The sequence below is a fragment of the Mycobacterium sp. genome (assembly GCF_035570115.1).
Classification (GTDB): Bacteria; Actinomycetota; Actinomycetes; order Mycobacteriales; family Mycobacteriaceae; genus Mycobacterium.
The window spans coordinates 1-23391 of the sequence record NZ_DATMLH010000040.1 but is presented as its reverse complement, the minus strand read 5'-3'; the positions used below and the strand labels follow the sequence as shown (position 1 = coordinate 23391).

Below are 23391 nucleotides of genomic sequence, written 5' to 3'. Positions count from 1 at the left end.
CGGTAGGTAGCGTTATGAAAGCAGACCCACCCTCGGTTGACAAGGCCCCGGGTGCCGGACGGCCCCGTGATCCGCGTATCGACGCTGCCATATTGACGGCGACGGCGGATCTGCTTGTCCAAATCGGGTATTCGAATCTCACTTTGGCCGCGGTGGCCGAACGCGCCGGAACCACGAAGACCGCGCTGTACCGCCGGTGGTCGAGCAAGGCCGAACTGGTGCACGAGGCCGCTTTTCCGGTGGCGCCCACGGCGCTGGTGGCTCCGGCCGGCGACATGGCTGCTGACGTGCGGGCGATGATCGCCGCCGCGCGCGACGTGTTCACCACCCCGGTGGTGCGCGCCGCGTTGCCCGGGCTGGTCGCCGACATGAGCGCCGACTCCGAGCTCAACGCCCGGGTGATGTCGCGTTTCGTGGATCTGTTCACCGCCGTGCGGGCGCGGCTGAGTGAAGGCGTCGAGCGCGGTGAGGTGCATCGCGATGTCGACCCGGACCGGCTGATCGAGTTGATTGGCGGAGCGACGTTGTTGCGGCTGCTGCTGCGTCCGGACGAACAACTCGACGATGCCTGGGTTGAGCAGACCACGGCCATCCTCGTTCACGGCGTCACTCGAGATGTAGGGTCGGGCCGGTGACCGGGCGACTGGACGGCCGGGCCGCGATCGTCACCGGCGCCAGCCGCGGATTGGGCCGGGCGATCGCTGTGGCGCTGGCGTCTGAAGGCGCGGCGGTCGCGGTGATCGGGCGCACCGAAAATGTCTGGGACGAGCGACTGCCCGGGACCATCGGTGAGACCGTCGCCGACATCGAGTCGGCCGGCGGCCGCGCGGTCGCAATCCGGGCCGATCTGCTCGACCGCGACGACATAGCCATGCTTGTCGATCAGGCCCGAGATGCGTTGGGCCCTATCACGATTCTGGTCAACAACGCAGCGTTCACCGCGCCCGGACGCCCGCCGAAACCTGGCAACCCCGATGGCCCCGATTCCAAAGCCCACGGTAAATCGACCCAAGCGCCGCCGGGCGCCGCCAAACCCGGCTGGCCGGGGCTGCTCGGAGCGCCGCTGGGCGCGTACCGGCGGCACTTCGAGATCGCGGTGTTCGCGGCCTATGAGCTGATCCAGCTGATCTGCCCCGACATGATCGCCGCGAAGAGCGGCACGATCATCAACGTCACCTCAGCCGCGTCCCGGCTACCGGGTGACGGACCCTACCTCGACCGCAGCGGCGGCGTGCTGCCCGGCTACGGCGGATCCAAAGCCGCACTGGAACACTTGACATGGTGTGCGGCATACGATCTTCAGGGCCATAGCATCGCGGTGAATGCCTTGTCGCCATCCAAACCGATACTGACGCCGGGACTTTCGTACTACACCCGTGAATTCGATGAGGTGGCGAGTGCGCAGGAATTCGCGCGGGCCGCTGTCGAGTTGGCGCTGGTGGATCCGGAGGTCGTGACGGGACGCACGATCGGTCATCTGCAGGTGCTCGACGGCAGCTTCCGGTCGTTCCAGTCCTAAGCCGGTTTCGTCGCGGTCACCGCGTTGATGATCACCGCGTGTAGCCGATGCCAGCGCGGCGAGCTGAATCCGGCACGCAAGAGCAACCGGGTGGCGCGGCGCCTGGTCCGGGCTTTGCCACGGCGGCTGGTGAGCAGCGTCGGCGCCAGCCACCGTGAGAACTGGTCGACGAGCACCAACTGACCACCGCGGCGCAACACTCGGGCGCATTCGTTCAGTCCCGCTTGCTGATCCGACCAGTGATCAAACGACGTTGTGCTGACGACCAGGTCGAACATCTCGTCGGGGTAGCCGATGTGTTCGGCGACGCCGACGGCGAACGCCAACCGGTCATCTCCGGCGGTGGCGCCGGCCGTCCTCACCATCTCGGGAGCAGCGTCGATACCGACAAGTTGTTCGGCATCGGGATAGCAGCTTGCCAATGTCCGCAGCAGATAGCCCGTTCCGCAGCCCAGGTCGAGCACCCGGTCGGGAGCGGCGACGGTGGCCACGGCGAGACTGGCAGTGCGGTTGGCGATCTCGTGGTGCAGTCTCCCCCGCCAGCCCTGGTCGTATCCGGCGGCACGGTCGTTGAACGCGGCGACATCTCGATACGGCGGCACAGGGTTAGTGTTCCACCACCTGAGATCGTTCGGCTAGGTGCTTGAGGTTGAGCAGTTGCCGGCGAGCCATGATGAGGTCGCCGACGGACAGCCCGGGCGCCAACCAGCGGCCCATGGCCGTGACGAGCTTCATCAGCAGCCGAGTCGACTTACCTTCCGGCACAAGGACATACGAGATCTGTGCGCCCATGATTTCACCGGTGAGGTGCTTGGGTGGCTCGACGGCGAGAATGCGCCCGAAGCGACGGGTTGCCGCAGTACTGAATGCCTCGCCGACAACGGGATCGGGCAGACCCATCAGTTGCTCCGGTGACCGACGGCCGAGGTTGTCGATCCAGTCGTACGAATATGGTGCCAGCCTGATCTGACCAACCCACGGCCATAGCGCCTCCGGCGTGGTGTGCACGGTGATTCCGCGCCACGCCTGCAGAGTCGGCGCGTGCACGAGGTCATCGCATGGATAGTGCCGGGCGACTTCGTCGTCCGTTACGTTCCAGCGATCGCCGATCATTGGGCTTCACGTTACCGGTTAAGACGGCGATGATCTCACACGCTGGCCCGACCGACGGCGTGGATCGCCTCGGTGACTGCGTCGGCGAGTGGGTCGATTTCGGTGGCAGCGAGGGTGGAGACGGTGATCCGCAGTCCCGGCGGTGTGCTGATCCTGAACCGTGTTCCCGGTGCCGCCGCCCAGCCCGCGCCCAGCAGCCGGGTGATCGCCACGGTTTCGTCGGGCACCGGAATCCAGACGTTGAGACCGGATCTGCCGTGCGACGTCACACCCCGGTCGGCCAGCGCCGTGTGCAGCAGGGTGCGGTTGCGGGTGTAGGCGGCTTCGGCCTTGTGCACCAGATGTGTTGCTGCCGTGTCACTCCACAAGCCGACGGCGAGGTCCTGCAGCAGGTAACTGATCCAACCCGGTCCCAGGCGCAGCCGCCCATGCACTCGCTCAACGGTGCGGTGGTCGCCGGCGAGGAGTGCCAGCCTCAGGTCGGGGCCGTATGCCTTGGCTGCCGACCGCACGAACGCCCAATGCCGCGTCGTCCCGGCCAAGGCGTGCAGTGGTGCGCCGGCGATCCCAGCGCAATGGTCGTCTTCGATGAGCAGCGCCTCGCTATGGTCGGCCAGCAGCGCACGCAGCTCGCTCGCGCGTGCAGCCGAAACGGCGGCGCCGGTGGGATTCTGGGCGCGCGTGGTCACCACGACGGCCCGCACGCCGCGGCGCAGCGCCCGTGCCACATCGGCGGCCAGCGGCCCGTCGTCGTCGACCCGCACCGGATCGACCGAAAGACCCAGCGCGGCAAGCAGATCCAGCAGATTTGCCCACCCCGGATCCTCGACCGCCACTCGGTCGCCGGGCCGCAGGTGGGCAGTGAGGACGCGTTCGATGCCGTCGAGAGCCCCGGCGGTCACCGTGAGGTGTTCCGCCGAAACGCCGTCGTCGGTCAGCGACACCAGGGCGTGCTCGGCCAGGTCGGGGGAGATGGCGGGTTCCCCGTACAGCAGCGGGGCTCCTCGCCGCGAGCCGCCGTGCGGAAGTTGTGCGGCGGCGATGGGCAGCAGCGTCGGATCCGGGTTGCCGGTGGAAAGGTCTCGCACGCCGTGCGGGACGGCGAGCCCGCGCAGCGAGCGCGGCGTGGTCGCCGGCCGGTCCCGCACCCGGGTGCCGCGTCGACCCGCGGTCTCGACGGCACCGCGTTCGCGCAGCAGGCGATAGGCGGCGGCAACCGTGTTGGCGTTGACGCCAAGTTGCCCGGCCAGCTCCCTGATCGGGGGTAACTCGGCGCCGGGCGCCAGGGCGCCCGCAGAAATGGCCTCCTCGACATTGCTCGCGATCGCCTCCGCACCCGTACCTTGGATCGTGTATTGTTCTGGCACGTAGAAAAGTATGCACTAGTACAAAACTGGAGGCAACGGTGACCTCGCCAGCGAACTCACCGCAGGCCGTGGGCCAGGACTATCCGCCCACGTCACGGACTGTGCCGACCCGGTATCGGGAGCGCGCCCACTACGACCGCGGGACGGTCCATGGCATCCTCGACGAGGCCCTGATCTGTCACGTCGGCTACCTGAATGCCGGTCGACCGGTGGTGTTACCGACGACCCACGTGCGGCTGGGCGAGATCTTGTACCTGCACGGATCCACCGGCAGCGGCCCGATGCTCGCCTCCGCGGCGGCCGCGGAGGGGCTGCCGGTCTGCGTCACGGTCACCCTGGTGGACGGCCTGGTGCTGGCCCGCGCCGCGTTGCATCATTCACTGAAATACCGGTCGGTCGTGGTGGTCGGCAGCGCGCGCCTGGTGCAAGACCGCGGCGAGAAACTGCGCGCGCTGGCGGCCCTGCTCGATCACATCGCGACCGGCCGGTCCGCTGATAGCAGACCTCCCAACACCCGCGAACTCGCGGCCACAGCCGTGCTTGCGCTCGATCTCGTCGAGGTCTCCGCCAAGGTGCGTGACGGCGGACCGGTCGACGACGAGGAGGACATGGCGTTGCCGCACTGGGCCGGGGTCGTGCCGCTGACCCTGACAGCGGGCACACCCGTGCCCGCCGACGACCTGGACCCTGCCGTGCCGTTGCCGCCTTACCTCACGCCGTACCGCCGGCTTTGAACCCTGCCCGCATCTGGTTCGTGTTTGTGGCAATGCCGGCGACGCGGTGATTGGGGAGGTGGCTGGTCCTCCCCAATCACTGCCACAACCCCCACGCCATCAAAACGGTTTCCGTTTTCTCTCGTCCCAATGCTTCGATAGGTCATGGCCGACGACACCGACGTCCCTCGAGTGGTGAGCGCGAGCCGCGAGATCGCGGCCAGCCCCAATCGGATCTTCGAGCTCATCGCCGATCCATCCCAACAGCCACTCTGGGACGGCAATGACAACCTCGCCGAAGCCCTGCCCGGACAACGTGTCCGCACCCTCGGAGCGGTCTTCACCATGACCCTCACCATGGGCAGTATCCGGGAGAATCACATCGTGGAGTTCGAGGAGGGTCGTCGCATCGCCTGGCTCCCGTCGGAACCGGGTCGACGACCGCCGGGACATCTGTGGCGCTGGGAGCTCGAACCCCTGGCCGCAACCCGCACCCGGGTTACCCACACCTACGACTGGTCGGGATTGACCGATGAGAATCGGCTGCCCCGCGCCCGCCGTACGACGCCGGACCGGCTTCGGGCATCCCTCGACCGGCTCGCCGAGATCGCGGAGCACAACTAGCTGCGGTGATCGCTGGCAACGCGGGTGGGCTACGTGCCAGGATGAGCAAACGGAATGCCGCAACAGCGGCAGGCAACCGGTCGAGTGGTGTGCCAATGTTTGATAAGGCGACAGGCCGTGTGGTCGCCGTGATCGTGCTGCTGATGGTTATCGCCGCGTCGTTGCGCGGATATCTTCCGGGCGTCGAGCGTGCGGTGCGGAAAAGGCCACCGGACGATGGGTCGTCGCTGGTCTACCTGATCGCCATGCTCAGCGTGTCGATGGTTATTTTGGCCGTTGCCGTCATCGTCCGGCTCCGCGATCCGCGTAAGACCGCGCCCAGCGCCGGTGGCCTGCCGGACAGGCTTTCCGGCGGCCGGGGCCGAACGAGTTGGCGAGTGTTGCTGATCGGGGCCGGAGTGCTGGTCGTGTGGCTGCTGGCGGTGTGGCTGCTGTCTCGGTTCGTCGCGCTGCGTACCCCCGGTCAGGCCTCGACCGGACCGGCATCAACCGCTCCCACGCCCGCCAATACCGCCCCACGACCACCGGCCGATCCGCGCGAGGTGGGTGGTGAGGGCGACGTGGTGCGCTACCTGATCGCGAGCGCGGTGGCGCTGCTGGTGCTGATCGTCGCGGGCGCGGTTGTCGCCGCCCGCCGCCGGCGCGTCGGGGTGGCGCCGATCGTTGCCCCCGAACCGGTCGCACCGCTGGCGCCCACGACGACCTCCGAGTCGCTGGCGCGGGCAGCCGAAGTCGGATTGGCCGAAATCGGAGACCGCACCCGCGAACCGCGGGCGGCCATCATCGCTTGCTATGCGGCGATGGAGCGCCAACTGGCCTATGTCCCCGAAGCCGTCCCGCAGGACTTCGACACCCCCACAGAAGTGCTGGCCCGAGCCGTCGAAAACCACGCGTTGCATGTCGCTACCGCCGTCGAGCTGGTGAACTTGTTCGAAGAGGCTCGGTTCAGTCCGCATGTGATGAGCGAGGCGCATCGCGAAAGCGCCGAAGGCGTGCTGCAGCTGGTTCTCGCTGAATTGCGGAGCACGGTATGAAAAGACTTCTGGCCCTTGGCATTTCCGTCATCCTGAGCGCGGAGCTGGCCGCGCTCGCGCTGCACGATCGTCGATTCGTGCTGTGGGCGGCCGGTGCCGCGGCGCTGTTTGCATTGGTCAATGTGCGCCAGGTCCTGGGCCACGGCGTTGACTCGTCGCCCGCCGCGGCCCCGAACCCGCTCGAGGAGTCGCTGCGTAGTTGGCTATCGCGGACGGAGACGCTGATCCACCGGTCGGAATCCACCCGAACCGACTGGGACCGACACCTGCGTCCGATGCTGGCCCGGCGCTTCGCCATCACGACCGGGCTAAACCAGGCCAAAGACCCGGCAGCGTTTGACGCCACCGGGCGGATGCTTTTCGGCCCGCAACTGTGGGCGTGGGTGAATCCCAACAACGTCGCGCCGACCGGTGCGCGCGAACCCGGGCCGGGTCGAGCCACGCTCGCGGAAATCCTGGAACGATTGGAGCAGGTATGACGACGCCGGCGGCGACGACCACGGCCCGCGCTGCAGCGGTGCTCGATGAGATAGAGCGCGTCGTGGTGGGGAAGCGAGCCGCGCTCACCCTCATCCTCACCACCGTGCTGGCCAGCGGGCACGTTCTCATCGAAGACCTGCCCGGCCTCGGCAAGACGCTGATCGCTCGATCCTTTGCCGCGGCGCTCGGACTGGATTTCACCCGCGTGCAGTTCACTCCCGACCTGTTGCCGGCGGACCTGCTCGGTTCGACGGTTTACGACATGCAGTCGGGCCGTTTCGAGTTTCGTGCGGGGCCGATCTTCACCAACCTGCTGCTCGCCGACGAAATCAACCGGACACCGCCCAAGACCCAGGCGGCTTTACTGGAGGCGATGGCCGAGCGCCAGGTGAGCATCGACGGCGAAACGCACGGGCTGCCGCAACCGTTCATCGTTCTAGCCACCGACAACCCGATCGAATACGAAGGCACCTACCCTTTACCGGAGGCGCAGCTGGACCGGTTCGCGATACGGCTCGAACTTCGCTACCTCTCCGAGCGCGACGAGGCCTCGATGCTGCGGCGTCGCCTGGATCGCGGCTCCGGCGAGCCGATAGTCAATCAGGTTGTCGACGCGCATGATCTGCTGGCGATGCGCGAGTCGGTCGAACAGGTGAGTGTGCACGAGGACGTCTTGCGCTACGTGGTCTCGCTGGCCGCCGCGAGCCGAAACCATCCCCAGGTGGCGGTGGGCGCCAGCCCCCGCGCAGAACTCGATCTGGTCCAACTCGCCCGCGCCCGCGCCCTGCTACTTGGCCGCGATTACGTGATCCCCGAAGACATCAAGGCGCTCGCCACACCTGCGGTGGCGCATCGGATCACCCTGCGGCCGGAGATGTGGGTACGAAAGATTCAAGGCTCCGACGTCGTCGAAGATCTGCTGCGGCGAGTGCCGGTTCCGCGAACCGGCGCCGGTCCCCAGTAAGCGACGCAACGATGTGATCGAGATCCGCGAAGTCCAATTGCACTGGCGTGCATCGGCATTGACGCGTGCACTCGCGACCTGTACCGCACTGGCGCTGGCCGTCGCCCTGATCGGATCGTGCTGGCAGTTGGTCGCCTTCGCGGCGCCGCTGCTTGGTGTGTTGTGTTCAATCGGCTGGCAGCGACCGATGCCAAAGATCAACGTGCACGCAGAACCGGGTTCGCAGCGATGCTTCGAAACTGAGCAGGCGCAGCTGACCGTCTGGGCTACGACTGAAACATTCGGTGTTGCAGTGGGACTCACGGTGTCGGCGGTCGACGGGATGCGACTCGACGTCATCGATCAGACATCTCGTCAGCGGCAGACGGTGGCCACCACAGCCCAACGTTGGGGCCGATATCCCATCCGGGCCACGGTCGAGGCCGTCGCGCATGGCGGGCTGTTGATTGGCACGGGGACCGTCGACGCAGCCGATGTGACGGTGTTTCCGGTGACGCCACCGCAAGCGACGTCACTGCCACGGACCGAGCTGCTCGATCGTCTGGGCACCCACCTGACCCGACACATCGGCCGCGGCGTCGAGTACGCCGACATTCGCACCTACGTGCCCGGTGACCAGCTGCGCACCGTCAACTGGCCGGTCAGCGCCCGCCGCGGCCGCCTGCATGTGACGCAGCGGTTGACCGACCGGTCCGCCGACGTGGTGGTACTCGTCGACGGCTATCCGCAGCCGGCCGGCCCGGCGACGGAATCCACCGAGCGGACTGTGCGCGGCGCCGCCCAGGTGGTGCAGACCGCGCTGCGCAACGGCGACCGGGCCGGCATCGTCGCGCTCGGCGGCCGCCGGCCGCGCTGGCTTGGCGCCGAAATCGGGCAGCGCCAGTTTTACCGGGTGCTCGATACTGTGCTTGCCGTCGGTGACGAATTCGAAACCACCACTGGGACGTTGGCGCCACGTGCGGCTATTCCGCCGGGCGCGATCGTCGTCGCGTTCTCCACGCTGCTGGATACCGAGTTCGCGCTCTCGCTGATCGATTTGCGCAGACGCGGCCACGTTGTGTTGGCTGTCGATGTTCTGCAGGGCGCCCCGTTCGCAGCCCAGCAGGACCCGCTGGTGGACAGGATGTGGGCGTTGCAGCGGTCCGCGATGTACCGCGACATGGGCACGGTCGGTGTCGACGTGGTGGCCTGGCAGGCGGATCGCACACTGGACCAATCGATGCGTGTGATGCCCGATCGCCGCCGGCCGGTGACGGGACGCCGATCATGAGATTCGGCGGGCAGCAGGCGGCGGGTATCTTGGCCATCTTGGCCCCCCTGTCGGCGGCCTTCGGCTTCTTGATGGTGGCGGTCGTGGGGATCGGATCGCACGGTCCGGCGCTCATTGCGGCCGCGTCGGCGATGGTCGCAGTGGTGGCCGGGACCGTGTTTCGCCCGGTCGCCACGCTTGCGGTGCTGTTCACCGTAGTTGTGATCGTGCTGTCCAATCCTGCGGCGACGCCGGCTGTGGTGTCCGGATTGTCGGCGGCCGTCTACCTGGTGTTGCGGCACGCAGCCAGCAGCGGCGCCGGGCTAGCCGGCGTCAGCGGAGCAACGTTGGTCGGAGCCGTGGGATTCGCGTTTGCCGGCCTGGTCGCCACGGCATTTCCGCTGCAGCTGCCCTGGTTGCCGTTGCTGGCTCCGCTCGCCGTGTTTGCGGTGTACTTGCTGGCCACCCGGCCGTTTCTGCGGAGCTAGGATCTGGAGGTCGCGCTGGCGCCGCCCTGTTGGGCCCCGACCTGCAAACACTGATCAGGCCTAAACCGACCTGGTCCGGTGCGCGGGCCCAGGCGGACTATACTCCCGGTGCCGTTGTTGCAAAAGTGTTTTTCTCCAACGATTTACACAACAGTCCGTTTACGCCACGCATCTTGACGGCTGTCAGGATGGCGGCAACAATATCGGGATGCCTCAAGAAGAGCGGGTGTTAATTGGTGACGTTGAGCGCCGCCTCGCCAAGAAATATACGGCTCTTCCGCACGATCACGTCACCGCGGTAGTCCAGCATGCTTACGCACGGTTCCAAAGCAGCCGAGTTCGCGGTTTCATTCCTTTGCTGGTGGAGCGGCGCGCTGACGAGGACCTCGAGGAACTGAGCGTCCTGAGGCCGGACTTGGCGGCGGTTGCATTCGGCGATCTCGTCTTGGCGGGCTCCAAGACCTAGCGGCTCAGCCCTGAAATGGCGATTTGAGCCAACGATTCTTCGCCGCCGCCGAGGTGGTCGGCCCGCTGTGGGCATCCAATCGGCGGTTGCGAACCTGCGCCTGCGTCATGTCACGAACTGCGCGGCCTCGTTGACGAGATCGAGCAGCGGCTGCGGGAACACGCCCAGGCCGACGGTGACCACTGCGCACACCGCGATCGCCGCTTTACTCCAGAAGCTGGGCATCACGACCTGCACCTGATCGGCGTGCGGCTCGGTGAAGAACATCAGCACGATCACCCGTACGTAGAAGTAGGCCGCCACCCCACTGGCGATCACACCGATGATCACCAACGGCACCGCTCCGCCCTTGGCCGCCGCCTGGAACACCGCGAACTTGCTGACGAACCCGCTGGTCAACGGAATACCGGCGAACGCCAGCAAGAACATCGAAAATAGCAGGGCCACAACGGGATAGCGTTGGCCCAACCCGGCCCAATGGGACATGGTGGCGTCTTCATCGCCGTCAGGGTTGCGGATCAGGCCGACCACCGCGAACGCGCCCACGGTACTGAAGCTGTAGGCGACCAGGTAGAACATCGTCGACGCGAGACCCGCCGGGTTGGCGGCGATGACACCGGTGAGGATGAAGCCGACGTGTGCGATCGACGAGTACGCCAACATCCGTTTGACATCGGTTTGGTTCACCGCGGTGATGGTGCCGACCGCCATGGTCAGGATGGAGATCGCCCACAGCACAGGCCGCCACTCGTTATGCAGCGGCGGGAGCGCCACGTAGAAAACGCGCAGTAGCGCGCCGAACGCCGCGACCTTGGTGGCGGCGGCCATGAACCCGGTGATCGGAGTCGGCGCACCCTGGTAGACGTCGGGAATCCACGAATGGAACGGGGCCGCGCCGACTTTGAACAACAGGCCGACCGCTAACAGCGCGACGCCGATCAACGCCGTCGAGTCGTTGGGGTTGAATAGCAGCGCACCGGCGATGCCGGGCAACGACAGCGTGCCCGTCGCGCCGTACAGCAGTGCGACGCCGTAGAGGAAGAACGCCGACGAGAATGCGCCTAGCAGAAAGTATTTGACCGCTGCTTCCTGAGACATCAAGCGGCGGTGACGGGCCAGCCCACACAGCAGGTACAGCGGCAGCGACAAGACTTCCAGCGCGATGAACATCGTCAGTAAGTCGTTGGCAGCCGGGAAGACCAGCATGCCGCCCACGGCCAGCATCGCCAGCGGGAAGAGCTCGGTCTGTCTCACCCCGGCGCGGATCGCCTGTTGCTCGGCCACGCTGTCGGGCACTGCAGAGGCTTGCGGCGTAAAGGAGTCCAGCCCGACGGCTGTGGTGGCACTGTGGGCCGTGGCGGTCGCTGCGCCCGGGCCGGTGGTGGCGTCCGCACCGTCACGCCGTTCGGCGATGAAGATCACCGCCAGCACGGCCACCAGCAGGATGGCGCCCTGCAACACCAGGGTGGGGCCGTCGATGGCCAGCGCCTGCAGCACCGCGGTGCGGCCGGGTGGTCGGAGCTGCCTGCCGACGATGACAACCGCGACGAACGCGGCGATCAGTCCGCCGACCGCAATGAGCACCTGGGCGCCGTAGCGGACTCGTCGGGGCAGGAACGCTTCCACCAGCACCCCGACCACGGCAACACCGAAGACGATGAGTATCGGTGACAGCAGCCCATATTCGACGCTGGGCGTCGGCATCGAAACAGCCAGAACAGACGTCATCGGCGTGGTCCTTCCGCCGTCCCCGGTAGGTGCGCGACGCCGGGTCGCACGATTGGTGCGGGGTCATGTTGGCCGATGGTGGCCATGGTGTTGCCCACCGCAGGATTAATGATGTCCAGCACCGGCTTCGGGTACACCCCGAGCACCAGCAGCAGCGCCATGAGCGGCGCGACGACCACGATTTCGCGCGGGACCAGGTCACGGATCCGCTCGTTGCCCTCGGTGACGGGGCCGGTCATCACCCGCTGGTACAGCCACAAAATGTAGATCGACGAGAGCACCAGCGCGGTGACCCCGAACGCGGCCGCCAGCCAGTAACGGGTGTATGCGCCGATCAGCACCAGGAATTCGCTGACGAATGGCGCCAGCCCGGGCAGCGACACCGTGGCCAGGCCTGCGACCAGGAACGTCCCGGCCAGCACCGGGGCCACCTTCTGCACACCGCCGTACGCTGCGATCGACCGGGTGCCGCGCCGCGAGATCAGGAATCCGGCGATCAGGAACACCGCGGCGGTGGATATGCCGTGGTTGAGCATGTACAGCGTCGACCCGCTCTGGCCTTGGGTGGTCATCACGAAGATGCCGAGGATGATGAAGCCGAAGTGCGAGATCGACGTGTAAGCGATCAGCCGCATGATGTCGGTCTGGCCGATTGCCACGATGGCGCCGTAGATGACTCCGATGAGCGCCAACACCACGATCGGCGGTCGGAAATACGTTGAGGCGTCAGGGAACAACTGCAAGCAGTAGCGCAGCATGCCGAATGTGCCGACCTTGTCCATCACCGCCGTGATCAACACCGCCGTCGCGGGCGTCGATTCCACCGCGGCGTCGGGCAGCCACCGATGGAACGGCCATAGCGGAGCCTTGATCGCGAAGGCGAACATGAAACCGAGGAACAGCGCTTTGAGTACTGCCGAAGAGGCGCCGAGCGAACCGGACGAGACGGCGGCGACGATATGACGGAAGTCGAATGTCCCCGAACCATGCTGAGCGGTCACCACGTACAACCCGATCACGGCGGCCAGCATGATCAGGCCGCCGAACAGGTTGTACAACAAGAACTTCACCGCCGCGCGCGACCGCTGGACGCCGCCACCGAAGCCGCCGATGAGGAAATACATCGGGATCAGCATCGCCTCGAAGAACACGTAGAACAGCAACACGTCCAGCGAGATCACCGAAATCAGCACCATCGACTCGATGGTCAGCGTCAGCGCGACGTAGGCCTGGGTGCCGCGCGAGCGCTCGCCGCCGTCGTTCCAGCCGGCCACCAGCAGCAGCGGTATCAGGATGGTGGTCAGCAGCACCAGCACCAGCGCGATGCCGTCGACCCCGAGCGTGTAGCCGGCGCCGAATGCCGGTATCCAGCGGTGGGATTCGACGAACTGATAAGTCGGGCCGCCGGCCTTGAACTCGACCCCGATCAGGATCGACACCACCAGCACGGCCACCGAGACGGCCAGGCCGAGCCATTTGGCGATTTGCCGCCCGCCGGGCGGGACCGCGATGACGGCCAGGGCACCGGCCAATGGCACCAGCCACAGCACGGAAAGCCAGGGGAACGTAGTCATTCGGCGCCGCTCCTCAGCATCGCTTCGCCCCGCATCGTCGCCGGCGCGGTCACCACAGTTGCACCGCCAGGATTGCCGCGGCCACCAACGCCGCGCCCGCGAACATCGACAGCGCATAGTTGCGGACGAACCCTGTCTCGAATCCGCGCAGCCGATCCGAGGTCCGGCTGACCAGCGCCGCCAACGCGTTGACCGAGCCGTCGACGCCTTGGTCGTCGAATTCGACTAGCGCGTGGGTCAGTTGCTGACTGGGTCGCATGAACACCTCTTCGTTGAAGGCATCGCCGTAGAGATCTCTGCGGGCGGCGACGGTCAGCACCGACACGTCCTCGGGTGCGGTGTCGAGCACCTTGCGCAGGCCGTAGAGCAGCACGGCCACGCCGATCCCGACCACGACGATGCCGAGGGTGACGAAGGTGAACGCCCACGTCGGCCACACATGCGTGCTTTCTTCGAAGGTCACCACCGGTTCCAGCCAGTGCCGCAAAGTGCCGCCAATGGCCAGCAGGCCACCGGAGATCACCGAGCCGACGGCCAGCAGGATCATCGGCCAGGCCATAGTTGCGGGCGCCTCATGCGGATGCACGTCTGCGGCCCAACGCTTTTCGCCGAAGAACGTCATCAGCATCACCCGCGTCATGTAGAACGCGGTGATGCCGGCGCCCAGCAGTGCAGCCCCGCCCAACAGGTAACCGCGGACTCCGCCCGCTCCCAGCGCGGCTTCGATGATGGCGTCCTTGGAGAAGTAGCCGGCGAACGGAAACATGCCGATGATCGCCAGGTAGCCCAGCCCGAAGGTCGCGAAGGTGATCGGCAGCGCTTTACGCAGCCCGCCGTAGCGGCGCATGTCCTGCTCCTCGTCCATCGCGTGAATGATCGCGCCGGAGCCAAGGAACAGGCCGGCTTTGAAGAATCCGTGGGTGAGTAGGTGCATGATCGCGAACACGTAGCCGGCCGGGCCGAGGCCCGCGGCCAGCACCATGTAACCGATCTGACTCATCGTGGACGCGGCCAGCGCGCGTTTGATGTCGTCCTTGGCGCAGCCGATGATCGCCCCGAACAGCAGGGTCACCGCGCCGACGATGATCACGCCAAGCCGGGCGTCCGGCGCCAGGTTGTACAGCGGGTTGGACCGCACGATCAGATACACACCGGCGGTCACCATGGTGGCGGCGTGGATCAGCGCGGACACCGGGGTGGGGCCTTCCATCGCGTCACCGAGCCACGCCTGCAGCGGAACCTGTGCGGATTTGGCGCAGGCGCCCGACAGCAGCAGCAACCCGATCGCCGTCAGTGCAGCGCGGCTGGCACCGGGGGCTTGGCCGAAAACTTGCGCGTAGGACAGCGTGCCGAAGTTGGCGAAGATCACGAAGATCGCCAGCGCCAGCCCGGCGTCCCCGACCCGGTTCATCACGAATGCCTTCTTGGCCGCGGTGGCCGCGGTCGGCTTGTGATACCAGAAACCGATCAGCAGGTAGGACGCCAGGCCCACACCTTCCCAACCCGCGTAGAGGACCAGGTAGTTGTCGGCGACCACCAGCAACAGCATGGCCGCGAGGAACAGGTTGAGATAAGCGAAAAACCTTCGGCGGTCCGGGTCTTCGGCCATGTAGCCGACCGAGTAGATGTGAATCAGCGAGCCGACTCCGGTGATCAGCAGCACGAAGCAGATCGACAACTGGTCGATTTGCAGACCGAAGTCGACTTGCAGGCCGCCGACCGGGACCCAGCTGAACAGGTTCTGGCTGATGGTGCGCGCGTCGCCGTGCCGGCCGAGCATGTCGGCGAGCAGCTCCAGACCGACGCCGAACGCTGCCAGCGCGGTCGCGCAGCCAAGCAGGTGTCCCCACCGGTCGGTGCGCCTGCCGCCGAGCAGCAGTATCGCGGCGCCAGCCGCGGGAAGAGCCACGACCAGCCAGGTGAAATTTGTCATCGCTTCAGCCCTTGAGCAGGTTGGCTTCGTCGACCGAGGCCGATCTGCGGGCACGGAAAATCGTCATGATGATGGCCAGGCCCACGACGACTTCGCAGGCGGCGACGACCATGGTGAAGAACGCCACCATCTGCCCGTCGAGATGACCACGCATCCGGGCGAAGGTGACGAACGCCAGGTTGACCGCGTTGAGCATCAACTCGACGCACATGAACATCACGATGGCGTTGCGGCGCAACAGCACACCGGCGGCTCCGATGGTGAACAGCAGCGCCGATAGATAGAGGTAGTTGTCCGGATTCATGACGCACCGTTCTGAGAACCGTTGGAACCACCGCCGGAGGGCACTCCTAATCCTTCGACGGTTCGCGGCTCCAGTACCTGCGGCACCGACAACCGGGAGTAGGAGCCGTCGGGCAACAGTGCTGCGGTGTCGACCGCGTTGTGCCGGGCGAAGACACCTGGACCGGGTAGCGGAGTGGGGTGGCCGCCCGGGCGGAACCGTTCGACCGACAGTTCCCGCTGGGTCTTGCGGTGCTCGAAGCGCTCCCGGTGTGCCAGAATCATCGCGCCCATGGCCGCGGTGATCAGCAGTGCGCTGGTCAGCTCGAACGCCCACAGGTAGCGGGAGAAGATCAGCACCGCCAAACCCTGGACGTTGCCGCCGGCGTTGGCTTGTTCCAGCGTCGCGTAGGTGCCGGTGGTGACGGTGCCGATGCCGGCGATGAGCAGAATCCCGAATGCGAAACCGATAATCACCGCCGCCACCCGTTGACCGCGCAGCGTCTCCACCAGGGACTCCGCAGAATCCACGCCGATCAGCATCAGCACGAACAGGAACAGCATCATCACCGCGCCGGTGTAGACCACGATCTGGACCACGCCGAGGAACAGCGCGTTCTCGATCATGTAGAACACCGCCAGGATGATCATCGTCATCGCCAGAAACATCGCGGAGTAGACCGCGTTGGCGGCCATCACCACACCCACCGCCCCAATTAACGCCAGTGCGCCCAGCAAGTAGAACGTCACCGCCTCACCGGTGGAGGTCCGGGTGAGCAGGTCGGTGGCCAGCAGGGTGGTCATTGGGTGGTGTCCGAACTTTGCTTGTCGCGCAGGCCTTCTGACGTCACGTTGCCGCGGTAGTAGTCGGCGTCGGTGGCCCCTTCGGCCCGGGGGTGCGGTGTCGGGGTCATGCCCTCCAGCAGCGGAGCCAGTAGCTGGTGCTTTTCGTAGATCAGGCCGGCGCGATTGTCGTCGGCCATCTCGTAGTGGTTGGTCATCGTCAATGAGCGGGTCGGGCAGGCTTCGACGCACAGCCCGCATCCGATGCAGCGCAGATAGTTGATCTGGTAGACCCGGCCGTAGCGTTCGCCGGGCGAGAAACGCTGCTCCTCGGTGTTGTCGGCGCCCTCGACGTAGATCGCGTCGGCCGGGCACGCCCATGCGCACAGCTCGCAGCCGATGCACTTCTCCAGGCCGTCCTCGTAGCGATTCAGCTGATGCCGGCCGTGATAGCGCGGAGCCACCGGGCCGGGATTTTCCGGATACATCTCGGTGACGGGACGCTTGAACATCGACCCGAACGTCACACCGAACCCGGCGAGGGAACTGAGGAACTTAGCCATTAGCAGCCTCCTTGGTCGCGGGCGCCAGCGGCTTGCCGGGCAGCGGCGGCGTGGGAAATGCCGGTTCGAAGGACGGTGCCTCCGCCGGCTCGTTGCGGCGCCGATTCTTGCGGATTTGCCTGTTGCTAAACGGTTTTTGCAGCAAATAGAGCAGCACGACGGTGACAACGATGCTGGCGCCGACCAGCAGCGATGTCCAGTGCGGGTAACCCTGGTCGCGTAGCGTGCGGATGCCCGCGGCGATCAGCGCCCAGATCAGCGACACCGGGATGAGGATCTTCCACCCCAGCGCCATGAACTGGTCGTATCGCAGTCGCGGCAGCGTGCCGCGCAGCCAGATGTAGATGAAGAGGAACAGCCACACCTTGGCGGTGAACCACAGCAGCGGCCACCATCCGGTGTTGGCGCCGGCCCACATGTTCAGTGGCCAGGGCGCGTGCCATCCGCCCATGAACAGCGTGGCGGCCAGCGCCGACACCGTGGTCATGTTGATGTACTCGGCCAGGTAGAACATCGCAAAGCTCAGCGACGAGTACTCGGTGTGGAAGCCGGCGACCAGTTCACCTTCGGCCTCAGGCAGGTCGAACGGCGCCCGGTTGGTCTCGCCGACCATGGACACCAGGTACGTCGCGAACGACGGCAGCAGCAGGAAGATGTACCAGACCCGGTCTTGGGCCGCCACGATCTGCGACGTGGACATCGTTCCGGCGAAGAGGAACACGGTGGCGAACGAGAGTCCCATCGCGACCTCGTAGGAAATCACCTGCGCGGTCGAACGCACCCCGCCGAGCAGCGGATAGGTCGAGCCCGACGACCACCCCGCCAGCACGATGCCGTAGACCCCGATTGACGACAGCGCCAGGATGAAGAGCACCGCCACCGGCAAGTCGGTCACCTGCAGCGGAGTCCAGTGGCCGAACACGGAAACCTGCGGTCCGAACGGGATAAACGCAAAGGCTGTGATCGCGGGGATCGTCGAAATGGCTGGTGCGAGAATGAAAATCGGCTTTTCAACGCCAACCGGGATGATCGGCTCCTTGAGCGCCAGCTTGATGCCGTCGGCCAGGCTTTGCAGGTAGCCGCGCGGGCCGACCCGGTTGGGCCCCCAGCGCAGCTGCATCCGGCCCAGGATCTTGCGTTCGGCAAGGATTGCTATCAGCACCGTCAGCACCAGGAAGACGAAGACGAAAAGCGCTTTGGCCAGGATCAGCCACCAGGTATCGTGCCCGAAACCGGTCATGAGCCCACTCCGATCATGAGCGCGGCTCCTCAGCATGGCTTGGTCCCCCTCGCCGCTGCGCGGCTGGGGGTGCCCCCACTGCATCGTCGCCGGCGCGGATCCGCACCACAGCACCCGGCGTGACGCCCAACGTCCGGTGCACCGCTGACCCCGGTGAGTTGAGCGGTAGCCAAACCACGTGGTCGGGCATCTCGGTGATGGTCAGCGGCAGCGTGATCGCCCCACGGTCAGTGCTGACGGCGACCTGGTCACCGTCAGCGGCGCCAATCGCGTCCGCCGTACCGGCCGACAGTCGGACCACCGGTGTGCGCGCGGTGCCGGCCAGGTGCGGTTCGCCGTCTTGTAGCCGCCCGTCGTCGAGCAGCATCCGCCACCCGGCCAACACGGCTTCACCGGCACCCGGCTTGGGTGCGGTGGCGGCCGCGACGGTCGGCGCGGCAGCGGGAGCGCCGTCCCAGGTGCCCATCGCAGTGAGTTCGGCGAGCGCGGCCTCGACCGTGGGAAAACCGAGGTCGATGCCCACCTCGTCGGCCAGGGTGTCGAGTACGCGCAGGTCCGGCGTCGCGGCGGGGGGCAGCGCGCCCGAGAAGCTGCGCCCTCGGCCCTCCCAGTTGACGTAGGTCCCGGACTTCTCGGCCGCCGGCGCGATCGGGAAGACCACGTCGGCGCGTTCGGTCACCGCGCTGTGCCGCAGCTCCAGGCTCACCACGAAGCCCGCAGCGTCCAGAGCGGCCAGCACCGCGTCGGGATCGGCGAAGTCGTCCGGCTCGATGCCGCCGACCAGCAGCGCGCCCAGGGTGCCGTCAGCGGCCGCGGCCAGGATCCCGTCGGTGTCACGTCCTTCTGACGCGGGCAACTCAGACACGTGCCAGGCCTGCGATACTTGTGCGCGGGCGGCCTCGTCGTTCAGCGGCCGGCCGCCGGGCAGCAAGCCCGGCAGCGCGCCGGCTTCGAGCGCGCCGCGTTCGCCGGCGCGGCGCGGTATCCACGCCAGTTTCGCGCCGGTGGCGTCGGCGAGCCGGGCCGCGGCGGACAATCCACCGGGCACACTGGCCAGCCGTTCGCCGACGAGGATGATCGCGCCGGGCTGAGATAGCAATTCACCGAGTTCACCGGCGGCCAGGCCCTTCAGCGCGGCAGCTTCCGCACCGGGGGCGGTCTGGATCAGCGTGCCGTGCAACTTCTTCAACCCGTTGCTGGCGAATGGGGCAACGGCATGCACCGGCAGTCCGCGTTTGCGGGCGGCTTTGCGCAGCCGCAAGTACACGATCGGCGACTCTTCTTCCGGCTCGAAGCCGGCGAGCAGTACCACTGGCGCCGACTCCAGATCGGAGTAGCTGGTCGTGATCGACGTGCCGGCGACCCGCGCCGCCAGGAACTGCGTCTCTTCGCTGGAATGCGGGCGAGCGCGGAAGTCGATATCGTTGGTGCCCAACACGATTCGTGCGAACTTGGAGTAGGCGTAAGCGTCTTCGACGGTCAGCCGACCGCCGGGCAGCACGCCCGTTCCGCCGGCCGCCGAGCTGAGTCCCTCGACCGCGGCGGCCACCGCGTGCGGCCATGAAGCGGGCACAAGCGCGCCATCGGCGTCGCGGACCAAGGGAGTGGTGATCCGGTCACCCTGCGTGGCGTAGGTGAACGCCCACCTGCCCTTGTCGCAGTTCCATTCCTCGTTGACCTCGGGCTCGTCGCCGGCCAGTCGGCGCAGCACCTTGCCGCGGCGGTGGTCGGTGCGCTGCGCGCAGCCCGATGCGCAGTGCTCACACACACTCGGGCTGGAGACCAGATCGAATGGGCGGGCCCGGAACCGGTAGGCGGTCCCGGTCAGTGCGCCGACCGGGCAGATCTGCACGGTATTGCCGGAGAAGTACGACTCGAACGGCTCATTGGCGTAAATGCCGACCTGCTGCAGTGCGCCGCGCTCCAGCATCTCGATGAACGGGTCACCGGCGATCTGGTCGGAGAACCGGGTGCACCGCGCGCACAAGATGCAGCGCTCGCGGTCCAGCAGCACCTGCGAGGAGATGTTGATCGGTTTGGTGAACGTGCGTTTGACGTCGTGGAACCGGGAGTCGGGGCGGCCGTTGGACATCGCTTGGTTCTGCAGCGGGCACTCACCGCCCTTGTCGCACATTGGGCAGTCCAGCGGGTGGTTGATCAGCAGCAGCTCCATCACCCCGTGCTGGGCCTTGTCGGCCGCTTCGGAGCTGTACTGCGTGCGCACCACCATGTCGTCGGTGACGGGAATGGTGCACGACGCCATCGGTTTGCGCTGGCCCTCGATCTCGACCAGGCACTGGCGGCAGGCACCGACGGGATCCAGCAGCGGGTGGTCGCAGAACCGGGGGATCTGCACGCCGATCAACTCGGCGGCCCGAATAACCAAAGTGCCTTTGGGAACGCTGATTTCGGTGCCGTCGATGGTCAGGTTCACCAGCTCGGGCTGGGTGACCTTCTTTCCGGTGTCGGCCGTCTGAGTCATGAGGCTCCGTTCGGGGCGAGCATGGACAGCTTGGGGTCGAACGGACAGCCGCCGCCCTCGACATGCGCGACGTATTCGTCGCGGAAGAATCTGATCGACGACTCGACCGGGCTTGCCGCACCATCGCCCAACGCGCAGAACGACTTACCCAGAATGGCGTCGGAGATGTCGAGCAGCTTGTCCAGATCCTCAGGGGTGCCGTGACCGGTTTCCAGCCGCTGGTAGATCTGGCTGAGCCAGAACGTGCCCTCGCGGCACGGCGTGCATTTGCCGCACGATTCGTGCTTGTAGAAATCGATCCAGCGCCCGACGGCACGCACCACACACGTCGTCTCGTCGAAAATCTCCAACGCCTTGGTGCCGAGCATTGAGCCGGCCGCTCCGACGCCTTCGTAATCCAGTGGCACGTCGAGGTGCTCATCGGTGAGGAGCGGAGTGGATGACCCACCGGGCGTCCAGAACTTCAGCTGATGCCCGGCCCGCACACCGCCGGCGTAGTCGAGTAACTCCCGCAACGTGATGCCCAGCGGTGCCTCATATTGGCCCGGTCGCGTCACGTGCCCGGACAGCGAATACAGCGTGAAGCCAGGCGATTTCTCGCTGCCCATCGACCGGAACCAGTCGACGCCGTTGAGGATGATCGGCGGAACGCTCGCGATGGTCTCGACATTGTTGATCACGGTCGGACAGCCGTAAAGCCCGGCCACCGCGGGGAACGGCGGGCGCAGGCGCGGCTGGCCGCGGCGGCCTTCCAACGAGTCGAGCAGCGCGGTCTCCTCGCCGCAGATGTAGGCGCCGGCGCCGGCGTGCACCACCAGCTCGAGGTCGTAGCCGGAGCCCGCGATGTCGCGGCCCAGGAAGCCCGCGGCGTAGGCCTCGGCGACGGCGTTCTGCAGGCGCCGCAGCACCGGCAGCACCTCACCGCGGACGTAGATGAAGGCGTGGCTGGCCCGGATCGCATAGGACGCGATGATCACACCTTCGACCAGGAAGTGCGGAGTGGCCAGCATCAGCGGAATGTCTTTGCACGTACCGGGTTCCGACTCGTCGGCGTTGACGACGAGGTAGTGCGGCTTGGTAGCCGGACCGCTGTCGCCCTGCGGGATGAACGACCACTTGGTCCCCGTCGAGAAACCCGCCCCGCCACGGCCGCGCAGCCCGGAATCCTTAATCGCGGTGATCACGTCGTCCGGCGGCATCTTCAAGGCTTTTTCCAGGGCCTGGTAGCCGTCGTTGCGACGGTAGGTGTCGAGGGTCCACGACTTGGGGTCGTCCCAGAAGCGGCTCAGCACCGGAGCCAGCGGCGTTGGTGACCCCATTACTGACCTTCCCCTGAAGGCGGCGCAGTCATGTTGTGCTCCTTGGCGACCTCGAGGCCGGCCAGGGTCGCCGCGCCCGCACCGCCTTGGCCGTCGTCGGCCCGTGGATCGGGGAAGCCGGCCAGAATCCGTTCGGTCTCCTTGAACTTGCACAGCGGAGCGAGGCCGCGGGTTGGCGCGGCAGGATTACCGGATCGCAGACTGTCGACCAGCGTTCGCGCCGACTCGACGGTCTGGTTGTCGTAGAACTCCCAATTGACCATCACCACCGGCGCGAAGTCGCACGCCGCATTGCACTCGATGTGTTGCAGCGTGACCGACCCGTCTTCGGTCGTTTCGTCGTTGCCAATGCCGAGGTGCTCTTTGAGCGAGTCGAAGATCGCGTCGCCGCCCATCACCGCACAGAGCGTGTTGGTGCACACGCCGACGAAGTAGTCACCGGTCGGGCCACGTCGGTACATGGTGTAGAAACTCGCCACCGCCGCGACCTCGGCGCCGGTCAGCTCGAGCTGTTCGGCGCAGAATTCCAGACCGGCAGGTGTCACGTAGCCGTCCTCGGACTGCACCAGGTGCAGCAGCGGCAGCAGCGCCGACCGCGGGTTGGGGTAGCGGCCGATGATCTCCTTGGCGTCGACCTCCAACCGGGCCTGTACCTCGGGCGGATAGGACTCCGGCGCGCCCTCGACAACGAATTGGCCCGGCTCTTCGGGCGGCGGGCCAAGACGGATGAATACCCGCTCGCCGCTGCCTGGCGCGCCGGGGGTCTGCGCTTCGGTCATCGGTCCACCCCACCCATGACGGGATCGATGCTGGCGACCGCCGTGATCACGTCGGCGACCATTCCGCCCTCGCACATCGCGGCGACAGCCTGCAGGTTGGTGAACGACGGATCCCGGTAGTGCACCCGGTACGGTCGGGTGCCGCCGTCGCTGACCATGTGCACACCCAGCTCGCCGCGCGGCGACTCGACGGCGACGTAGACCTGCCCGGCCGGTACCCGGATGCCCTCCGTGACCAGCTTGAAGTGGTGGATCAACGACTCCATCGAGCCGCTCATGATCTTGGCGATGTGCTCCGGCGAGTTACCCAGCCCGTCCGGGCCGACTTTCAGATCGGCCGGCCACGCGATCTTGCGGTCTTCCACCATGGTCGGGCCGGGCCGCAACTTGTCCAGGCACTGTTCGACGATCTTCACGGACTCCGACATCTCCTTGACGCGAATGATGTAGCGGCCGTAGGCATCACAACCGTCGTCCGTGATCACGTCGAACTCGTAGTTCTCGTATCCGCAGTAGGGTTCGGTGCGGCGCAGGTCGTACGGCAACCCGGTGGATCGCAGGCACGGCCCGGTCACTCCCAGGGCCATGCAACCGGTCAGGTCCAGGTAGCCGACGTCCTTGGTGCGCGCTTTCCAGATAGCGCTCTCATTGAGCAGGTCTCCCATGTCGCGCAACGAGACCTTCAGCTTCG

General features: G+C 66.5%; 23 protein-coding genes and 1 pseudogene. 10 read left to right on the top strand and 14 right to left on the bottom strand.

Annotation, left to right across the window (positions count from 1 at the left end):
• The first annotated feature begins 14 nt into the window (after positions 1–14).
• On the top strand, positions 15–635 hold the full coding sequence (locus VNW74_RS02745) for a TetR/AcrR family transcriptional regulator (protein WP_325675077.1): 621 nt from the start codon (positions 15–17) through the stop codon (positions 633–635).
• Positions 632–1519 (top strand): SDR family oxidoreductase, encoded by an 888-nt coding sequence (locus VNW74_RS02740; protein ID WP_325675076.1) that lies wholly within the window; start codon positions 632–634, stop codon positions 1517–1519. The genes VNW74_RS02745 and VNW74_RS02740 overlap by 4 nt, the downstream gene beginning before the upstream one ends.
• Here VNW74_RS02740 and VNW74_RS02735 read toward each other — a convergent pair.
• Genes VNW74_RS02735 through VNW74_RS02725 form a run of 3 tightly spaced genes read right to left on the bottom strand, consistent with a single transcriptional unit; the run spans position 1516 to position 3999 of the window.
• Positions 1516–2121 (bottom strand): class I SAM-dependent methyltransferase, encoded by a 606-nt coding sequence (locus VNW74_RS02735; protein WP_325675075.1) that lies wholly within the window; start codon positions 2119–2121, stop codon positions 1516–1518. The two genes, VNW74_RS02740 and VNW74_RS02735, sit on opposite strands and share 4 nt — an antisense overlap.
• 4 nt (positions 2122–2125) lie before the next feature.
• A complete protein-coding gene (locus tag VNW74_RS02730; protein WP_325675074.1) occupies positions 2126–2632 on the bottom strand; it encodes a polyketide cyclase in 507 nt (168 codons plus the stop codon).
• A 35-nt stretch (positions 2633–2667) separates the two neighbouring features.
• On the bottom strand, positions 2668–3999 hold the full coding sequence (locus VNW74_RS02725; protein WP_325675073.1) for an aminotransferase class I/II-fold pyridoxal phosphate-dependent enzyme: 1332 nt from the start codon (positions 3997–3999) through the stop codon (positions 2668–2670).
• Positions 4000–4037: 38 nt separating this feature from the next.
• Between VNW74_RS02725 and VNW74_RS02720 the strand changes: the two genes are divergently transcribed.
• The 8 genes from VNW74_RS02720 (at position 4038) to VNW74_RS02685 (ending at position 10017) form a co-directional block, all read left to right on the top strand.
• Entirely contained in the window at positions 4038–4733 is a 696-nt protein-coding gene (locus VNW74_RS02720; RefSeq protein WP_414686583.1) for a pyridoxamine 5'-phosphate oxidase family protein, read from the top strand.
• 144 nt (positions 4734–4877) lie between these two features.
• Entirely contained in the window at positions 4878–5336 is a 459-nt protein-coding gene (locus VNW74_RS02715) for an SRPBCC family protein (RefSeq protein ID WP_325675072.1), read from the top strand.
• A gap of 95 nt (positions 5337–5431) precedes the next feature.
• Positions 5432–6370 (top strand): DUF4129 domain-containing protein, encoded by a 939-nt coding sequence (locus tag VNW74_RS02710; protein WP_325675071.1) that lies wholly within the window; start codon positions 5432–5434, stop codon positions 6368–6370.
• Positions 6367–6849: a hypothetical protein gene (locus VNW74_RS02705; protein WP_325675070.1), complete on the top strand. Its 483-nt coding sequence runs from the start codon at positions 6367–6369 to the stop codon at positions 6847–6849. The genes VNW74_RS02710 and VNW74_RS02705 overlap by 4 nt, the downstream gene beginning before the upstream one ends.
• Complete coding sequence (locus tag VNW74_RS02700; protein WP_325675069.1) at positions 6846–7814, top strand: MoxR family ATPase; 969 nt, start codon at positions 6846–6848, stop codon at positions 7812–7814. The genes VNW74_RS02705 and VNW74_RS02700 overlap by 4 nt, the downstream gene beginning before the upstream one ends.
• Positions 7815–7827: 13 nt before the next feature.
• Positions 7828–9084, top strand: coding sequence for a DUF58 domain-containing protein (locus VNW74_RS02695; protein ID WP_325675068.1), 1257 nt, complete (start codon positions 7828–7830; stop codon positions 9082–9084).
• The gene (locus tag VNW74_RS02690) at positions 9081–9551 is read left to right on the top strand and encodes a hypothetical protein (RefSeq protein ID WP_325675067.1); all 471 of its coding nucleotides are present in this window, start codon (positions 9081–9083) and stop codon (positions 9549–9551) included. The genes VNW74_RS02695 and VNW74_RS02690 overlap by 4 nt, the downstream gene beginning before the upstream one ends.
• 208 nt (positions 9552–9759) lie before the next feature.
• The gene (locus VNW74_RS02685) at positions 9760–10017 is read left to right on the top strand and encodes a three-helix bundle dimerization domain-containing protein (protein WP_325675066.1); all 258 of its coding nucleotides are present in this window, start codon (positions 9760–9762) and stop codon (positions 10015–10017) included.
• Between the two features lie 105 nt (positions 10018–10122).
• Here the strand turns inward: VNW74_RS02685 and nuoN are convergent, their stop codons facing one another.
• The 11 genes and pseudogenes from nuoN to VNW74_RS02630 all read right to left on the bottom strand — a co-directional run.
• The gene (gene nuoN / locus VNW74_RS02680; RefSeq protein ID WP_325675065.1) at positions 10123–11745 is read right to left on the bottom strand and encodes an NADH-quinone oxidoreductase subunit NuoN; all 1623 of its coding nucleotides are present in this window, start codon (positions 11743–11745) and stop codon (positions 10123–10125) included.
• Complete coding sequence (locus VNW74_RS02675; RefSeq protein WP_325675064.1) at positions 11742–13319, bottom strand: NADH-quinone oxidoreductase subunit M; 1578 nt, start codon at positions 13317–13319, stop codon at positions 11742–11744. Before VNW74_RS02675 ends, nuoN begins: the two co-directional genes overlap by 4 nt.
• Before the next feature lie 49 nt (positions 13320–13368).
• The gene (gene nuoL / locus VNW74_RS02670; RefSeq protein WP_325675063.1) at positions 13369–15252 is read right to left on the bottom strand and encodes an NADH-quinone oxidoreductase subunit L; all 1884 of its coding nucleotides are present in this window, start codon (positions 15250–15252) and stop codon (positions 13369–13371) included.
• 4 nt (positions 15253–15256) lie between these two features.
• Entirely contained in the window at positions 15257–15556 is a 300-nt protein-coding gene (gene nuoK / locus VNW74_RS02665; protein WP_325675062.1) for an NADH-quinone oxidoreductase subunit NuoK, read from the bottom strand.
• Positions 15553–16338, bottom strand: a complete 786-nt coding sequence (locus tag VNW74_RS02660; RefSeq protein ID WP_325675061.1) for an NADH-quinone oxidoreductase subunit J — start codon at positions 16336–16338, stop codon at positions 15553–15555. Before VNW74_RS02660 ends, nuoK begins: the two co-directional genes overlap by 4 nt.
• Positions 16335–16880: an NADH-quinone oxidoreductase subunit NuoI gene (gene nuoI / locus VNW74_RS02655; protein WP_325675060.1), complete on the bottom strand. Its 546-nt coding sequence runs from the start codon at positions 16878–16880 to the stop codon at positions 16335–16337. Before nuoI ends, VNW74_RS02660 begins: the two co-directional genes overlap by 4 nt.
• Positions 16873–18120, bottom strand: coding sequence for an NADH-quinone oxidoreductase subunit NuoH (gene nuoH, locus VNW74_RS02650; protein WP_325675059.1), 1248 nt, complete (start codon positions 18118–18120; stop codon positions 16873–16875). The genes nuoI and nuoH overlap by 8 nt, the downstream gene beginning before the upstream one ends.
• Positions 18121–18133: 13 nt before the next feature.
• Positions 18134–20602 carry an NADH-quinone oxidoreductase subunit G gene (locus tag VNW74_RS02645; protein ID WP_325675058.1) on the bottom strand — a complete coding sequence of 823 codons (2469 nt, stop codon included), beginning with the start codon at positions 20600–20602 and terminating at the stop codon, positions 18134–18136.
• On the bottom strand, positions 20599–21921 hold the full coding sequence (nuoF, locus tag VNW74_RS02640) for an NADH-quinone oxidoreductase subunit NuoF (protein ID WP_325675057.1): 1323 nt from the start codon (positions 21919–21921) through the stop codon (positions 20599–20601). Before nuoF ends, VNW74_RS02645 begins: the two co-directional genes overlap by 4 nt.
• Positions 21921–22700 (bottom strand): NADH-quinone oxidoreductase subunit NuoE, encoded by a 780-nt coding sequence (nuoE, locus tag VNW74_RS02635; RefSeq protein ID WP_325675056.1) that lies wholly within the window; start codon positions 22698–22700, stop codon positions 21921–21923. Before nuoE ends, nuoF begins: the two co-directional genes overlap by 1 nt.
• Positions 22697–23391: pseudogene (locus VNW74_RS02630) on the bottom strand (NADH dehydrogenase subunit D); the annotation flags it as partial. The pseudogene VNW74_RS02630 and the gene nuoE, both read right to left, overlap by 4 nt.